Annotated in this window: 1 protein-coding gene and 1 pseudogene; one reads left to right on the top strand and one right to left on the bottom strand. The window is 53.0% G+C overall.

Features of this window, described 5'->3' with window-relative positions:
• Positions 1-1173: pseudogene (locus tag A1351_RS01725) on the bottom strand (TrlF family ATPase); the annotation flags it as partial.
• A 547-nt stretch (positions 1174-1720) separates the two neighbouring features.
• Here A1351_RS01725 and A1351_RS01720 point away from each other — a divergent pair.
• Positions 1721-2043, top strand: a 323-nt coding sequence (locus A1351_RS01720; protein WP_371441443.1) for an ATPase domain-containing protein, incomplete at its 3' end; no start/stop codon positions are given.

The raw sequence follows: 2043 nt of genomic DNA, 5'->3' as shown, positions 1-2043 counted from the left end.
GAGGCGGGCGGAGAAGTTTTCCGCGTAGCCGGGACGCTTGAACTTCTTGTTCGACGCGCTATCGGTTAGGAAGGAGAAGTACTTGGCTTGCCGGGTGTTCCCGAGGAGGGCAACGATGTCGGCGAGGGCGCTTTTACCGCTGCCTTTGTTGCCTATTATTGCCGTCAACTCTGGATTGAACGAAATGTTGACGTTGCGGAACCACGTTCCGTTACTGCCGGTGTAGGAGCCCACATGGGTCACCTCAAGACTATCAATGAAGCGGGTCGCTTCTCGCTCGACTCGGGTAAGGACCGGAGGTTTGTCTCCTATGAACACTCGATACTCTGGCTCGAATAGCGTCTGTCGAAGTCCACGAAACGAGAGATCTGCCTTGATCCAAGTCGATTGAAAGTTTGGCTCGTCGCCAGTGAGGCGGGCCAAGTCCGCGAATGAATGGGCATCACTTCCGTCGAACAAAGGCTTCGGCTCCGACTTAGTCCTGTCCTCGTAGCGTTCTTCACCAAGGAAGAAGGCAGTGTTTCTCGACTTTCCGAAAAAGGCATGGCTTGATCGATCGAGTTCATCTGAGATCGACTTGCTACGCTGGGAGTTTTTCGCCGTGCCGCGGAGCCCGTCGTTGCCCGCGGCGGTGATTATAAGATATTGCTCTGTCGTAAAGCTGTTTTGTAGTGCAGTCTTGATGTCGTGAATGCTGACAGTCGCAACCGCGTAGTTGTCCGACGTCAATTCGCTACAACGCAAGCGGGTTCCGCGCGCAGTGGGAAGATGGGTGAGCAAGTCGTTCAAGAATCGGGCAAGCGCCTCTCTTGTTGCTGCCTCAGGGTCAATCAGAACATGTGTATTAACGTTCTTGCCGTCCGCGCTAACGGTTTCAGTCAGTCGAAACTCGATGTTTGGGATGATGAGCTTTTTTCCGTGATGGACTCGTTGTTTGTACCTGGAATTCATCGAAATATAGGTGTCAAACGAGAAATAGTCAGTAATACCGAAAGCTTGAACATCGCTGCCTTCTAGCCGATCTATGAACTCATTCCAAATTGCATCGCTGTCCTGCCCAAAGGCGTTTGACAATTTTGTGCCGGGGGCGTGAATATGCAAATCCCATTTACGCCAGAGGGAGCCGCGATGCGTGTCCTTTTGCAAAGAGAGTTGGGCCTTCGCGTCTGACATTGGCAATCTCCGTTTCAATCCACCGGTCGCGGCAGCGCACTGACGCGCTAGCGACAAATCGTATCGTCCAACGGACAACGCCCGCGTGAGATAGGTCTTCGCCTCTTAGCACAGAGCCTAGACCACGCTATCGTTTATTCAGAGGCATCGCTCAATCAAGGGTGAGAACCTAATCTATCCTCTTGCTTCAGCGACTGACAAACCTGGGACAAGTCAAACGAACGACGCCTGATGTTGCGATGCTCCCTTCCGAGGAAAGCTCGATCATCGGTCAAAGTCTCCTATTGGCGCGACTTTGCCGATCATGATCGAGGAAGCTGAGGTCGGTCCTTGCAGCGAATCACGGGCCTCGTTAATCTCCCGTACCACAGGCTCGACCCGCGCCTCCCCCCTCCTTTTGGGGAAGTATCGCACATACAGGGCAATAACATCATCGAACCATCCGTTCGAGCGTCGCATGAGGAGGGGTTGCGCATTCGGCTCGGAATGGAGCGTTTTGATGAAACTTTCTGCCCCGATATTCCAATTGAAGCGTCGAGCCAAGTTGATGGCTCGGACTAACAATGTCCCTTTGCAGAAAGCTTTGGATCAAATTGCGCATGAGGAGGGCTTTGCGCGCTGGAGCCTGCTTTCGTCGCAAGTCGGAGCGGCGACTCTGTCGAAAACGATTTTATCTCGGCTAGATGATGGTGATTTGCTGTTGTTGGCCGGTCGTCCGGGTCACGGCAAAACTACCCTTGGTCTTCAGCTATTGCTTAATTCCGCCAGCGATAACCGGAAGGCTGTGTTCTTCACATTAGAGTCTACGGAGGAGCAGGTGAGGAAACACATCCAGTCTCTGGAAAAGGAGCCTTTCGTTGGAGGCAGATT

Origin of the sequence: Methylosinus sp. R-45379, from assembly GCF_001644125.1 — a bacterium.
Taxonomy (GTDB): domain Bacteria; phylum Pseudomonadota; class Alphaproteobacteria; order Rhizobiales; family Beijerinckiaceae; genus Methylosinus.
The sequence above is the reverse complement of the archived record's forward strand: the minus strand, read 5'-3'. Positions and strand labels throughout refer to the sequence as shown.